Genomic DNA, 3,541 nt, shown 5'->3' with positions numbered 1-3,541 from the left:
GGTGACGTCCCCCCGGGTTGCACCGCAATCGGCAATCCCGCGCGGCTGACCAACTGCCCCGAGCCGGCCTCGGCGGCTTGAGGCGCGATCCTGTCTCCCGCACGGGACACCCTGGGTGCCCGCCAGCCATCCCGCTGCGCTGCCTACCTTTCCCGCAGCCAAATTCGCCGCCGGTAACCCCGCATTAACCAACGCCGGGCTCTGGTAATTGCGGATAGTCGCGCCCGAGGACGTGTCGAGGCCCATAGTTTTGACATCTTGGCGGGGAATGCAGGCGGCCGGCTTTGGACGAGCTTTTGGACCAGCCCTGCACCCCAGAAAGACAAGGCTTTGAGCGGGCTTGCCGGCCGCGCCGGTTCCAGCGCGGCTGTTGGGGAACACCGGCCCGTTTGCTGGCCGTAGACATTAGGTAACGATCGCCTTGAGAGGATACTGCTTATGAATCCGGCCGAATTGGCTCAGTCAGCCCTTCCGGTTGCTGCCTCCGCCGACGTGTCGCTGATTGCGCTGTTCTGGCAGGCTCACTGGATCGTGAAAGCGGTGATGCTGGGGCTTCTGGCCTGCTCGGTCTGGGTCTGGGCCATCGCCATCGACAAGATCTTTCTTTACGCGCGCACCCGGCGCTCGATGGACCGTTTCGAGCAGGCGTTCTGGTCGGGCGAGTCGATCGAGGAGCTCTATCGCACGCTCTCGGCCAAGCCGACGCATTCCATGGCAGCCTGCTTCGTGGCGGCGATGCGGGAGTGGAAGCGTTCCTTCGAGAGCCATGCCCGCTCGGTCGCGGGGCTTCAGATGCGCATCGACAAGGTGATGAACGTCTCGATCGCGCGTGAGGTCGAACGGTTGGAACGGCGCCTGCTGGTGCTGGCGACCGTGGGCTCCGCCGGCCCCTTCGTCGGCCTGTTCGGAACGGTCTGGGGCATCATGTCGAGCTTCCAGTCGATCGCGGCGTCGAAAAATACCTCTCTGGCGGTGGTCGCCCCCGGTATCGCGGAGGCGCTGTTTGCGACCGCCGTCGGCCTTATCGCCGCCATTCCTGCCACTATTTTCTATAATAAGTTCACCTCCGAGGTGAACCGGCAGGCCCAGCGGCTCGAGGGCTTTGCTGATGAATTTTCAGCCATTCTGTCTCGTCAGATCGACGAGCGGGGCTGATGGACGGCATGTATAATGTGAAGGGCAATTTGGGCACGCGATCATGGCCATGAACGTTGCGAGTTCGTCCGGCGGCGGCGGGCGCCGTGGCCGGCGCAAGCCGGTCGTGGCCGAGATAAACGTCACGCCGATGGTCGACGTCATGCTGGTGCTGCTCATCATCTTCATGGTGTCGGCACCGATGTTGACGGTCGGCGTCCCGCTCGACCTGCCGCAGACCCAGGCCAAGAGCATCGAAAACAGCGACCAGAAGCCGATCCAGATGTCTGTCGACATCAAGGGCAAGGTGTTCATCAACGACACCGAGATCGCGATGAACGAGCTGATCCCCAAGCTGAAGGCCATCACGGATGCGCGGGGCGGGCTGGAGGAGCGCATCTATCTGCGCGCCGACAAGAAGGCGGATTACGGTACGGTGGCCAAGGTGATGGGCCAGCTCTCGGGGGCCGGGTTCAAGAAGCTCGCCCTCGTCACGGAAGCGGATCAGGGGTCTTGAGGCCGTGAAGGTGAACGTCGACAAGACACTCGTTGCGTCGATTGCCCTCCATGTCCTCGTGCTGGGATGGGGGCTCGTCACCTTCAGCAGCAAGGCCTACATCGCTACGCAGGAATCCCTTCCGGTCGACATCATTTCCTCCGATCAGCTCGCGCAGATGATGTCGGGGCAAAAGACCGGTGACAAGAAAGAGCCGAAGCCCAAGGTCGAGAAGATCGCGGAAGCGAAGCCCGAGGAAGATGCGGTCGGCAAGGTCACCGAGAAGAAAGAGCTGATCAAGACCAACTCCCAGCCGGAGCCGCCGCCAAAGCCCGTCGAGAAGCCGGTGGAGAAGAAGCCCGAGCCGCCCAAGCCCGTCGTCGAGGCGAAGCCCAAGGAAGAGCCGAAGCAGGAGCCGAAGCCGCAGGACAAGAAGCCTGATCCGGCCAAGGAAGATCCGCTCGCCGAGCTCATGAAGAAGCAGGAGACCAAGAAGCCGCCGCCCAAGCCCGTGGAGCAGAAGGTCGCGGCGGTGCAGCCGCAGCCCAAGCCGAAGGAGCGCACCTTCGATCCCGCGCAGATCCAGCGTGACCTCGACAAGCGCGCCGCGACCCGGCACGAGCAGACCGGCTCGGCGCTGAATGCGTCGGCCTCACTGGGATCCACGACCGGGACAGCCGTCAACAATGTCGCGACCTGGCAGGGCGCGTTCATGTCAGCGGTCAGGCGCTGCTTTACGCCCACCTATAACGGGCAGGATGCCGATCAGTACGAAGTCGACATCGACATTTACATGAAGATCGATGGAACGCTGGCATCCGAACCGGTTGTCGTTGCAGCGAGAGGGCCGTCTCGGTCGATTGCTCAGGCCGTGGCGGAGAGTGGCAAGCGCGCCATCGTGCAATGTCAGGTTTATTCGTTCCTGCCGAAGCAGCAGTATGACACCTGGAAAACCATTCCGATGCGCTTCGGCCTGAAGGATATGTTGTGACATCCGAACAAAAGAATTTTGCGATGAATGACATTCGATCGATGAACCGCCGCCGCTTCCTGACGCTGACCGGATCGACGCTCGCGATGCTTGGGAGCGGACGTGCCTTCGCTCAGGGGCAGGACGGGCGCCTGCGTATCGATCCCACGGCGTTTCAGCCGATCCCGATCGCGATCACCAATTTCCTGCCCGGCTCGCCTTCCGATGGCGACGTCGGCAACGGCGTCACGCAGGTCATCACCAACAATCTGAAGCGTTCGGGCCTGTTCACGCCGATCGACCAGGCCGCCTTCATCGAGCGCATCAGCAACATGGACGTCGCGCCGAATTTCCAGAACTGGAAGACCCTCAACGCGCAGGCCCTCGTCACCGGCCGCATGACGCGGCAGCCGGACGGAAGGCTCAAGGCCGAATTCCGCCTGTGGGACGTGATTAATGGCCAGCAGCTCGCCGGCCAGCAATACTTCACCTCGCCGGAATATTGGCGCCGCATCGCCCACATTATCTCCGACCAGATCTACGAGCGGATGACTGGCGAAAAAGGCTATTTCGACAGCCGCGTCGTGTTCGTGGACGAGACCGGGCCGAAGGAGCGCCGCGTCAAGCGGCTCGCGATCATGGATCAGGACGGTGCCAATGTGCGCTATCTGACCCGCGGCTCCGACCTCGTGCTCACCCCGCGCTTCTCTCCGAACTCGCAAGAGATCACCTATATGGAGTTCGGCCAGGGCGATCCGAAGGTCTATCTCTACAACATCGAGACCGGCCAGCGCGAGATCGTCGGCAATTTCCCCGGCATGACCTTCGCGCCGCGCTTCTCGCCGGACGGCCAGCGCGTCATCATGAGCCTGCAGCAGGGCGGCAATTCCAACCTGTTCGTGATGGATCTGCGCTCGCGCTCGACCACGCGTCTCACCGAC

4 protein-coding genes are annotated in these 3,541 nt (G+C 62.6%); all 4 read left to right on the top strand.

Going from position 1 to position 3,541, the window contains the following annotated elements:
* Window positions 1-438 precede the first annotated feature (438 nt).
* Window positions 439-1,155: a protein TolQ gene (tolQ, locus tag JHD07_RS09465; protein WP_008546343.1), complete on the top strand. Its 717-nt coding sequence runs from the start codon at window positions 439-441 to the stop codon at window positions 1,153-1,155.
* Window positions 1,156-1,198: 43 nt separating this feature from the next.
* Complete coding sequence (gene tolR, locus JHD07_RS09460) at window positions 1,199-1,651, top strand: protein TolR (protein WP_291621344.1); 453 nt, start codon at window positions 1,199-1,201, stop codon at window positions 1,649-1,651.
* A 4-nt stretch (window positions 1,652-1,655) separates the two neighbouring features.
* Entirely contained in the window at window positions 1,656-2,621 is a 966-nt protein-coding gene (locus JHD07_RS09455) for a protein TolA (RefSeq protein ID WP_291621343.1), read from the top strand.
* A 23-nt stretch (window positions 2,622-2,644) separates the two neighbouring features.
* The coding region (locus JHD07_RS09450; protein ID WP_291621342.1) for a TolB family protein at window positions 2,645-3,541 on the top strand (897 nt) is incomplete at its 3' end.

This window comes from Bradyrhizobium sp. (genome assembly GCF_016462955.1).
Classification (GTDB): domain Bacteria; phylum Pseudomonadota; class Alphaproteobacteria; order Rhizobiales; family Xanthobacteraceae; genus Bradyrhizobium.
This window is presented reverse-complemented; position numbering and strand designations above follow the sequence as displayed.

Coding starts and splice junctions, on each gene's coding strand:
- tolQ (WP_008546343.1), top strand. CDS start 439: ATGAATCCGGCCGAATTGGCTCAGTCAGCCCTTCCGGTTGCTGCCTCC.
- tolR (WP_291621344.1), top strand. CDS start 1,199: ATGGCCATGAACGTTGCGAGTTCGTCCGGCGGCGGCGGGCGCCGTGGC.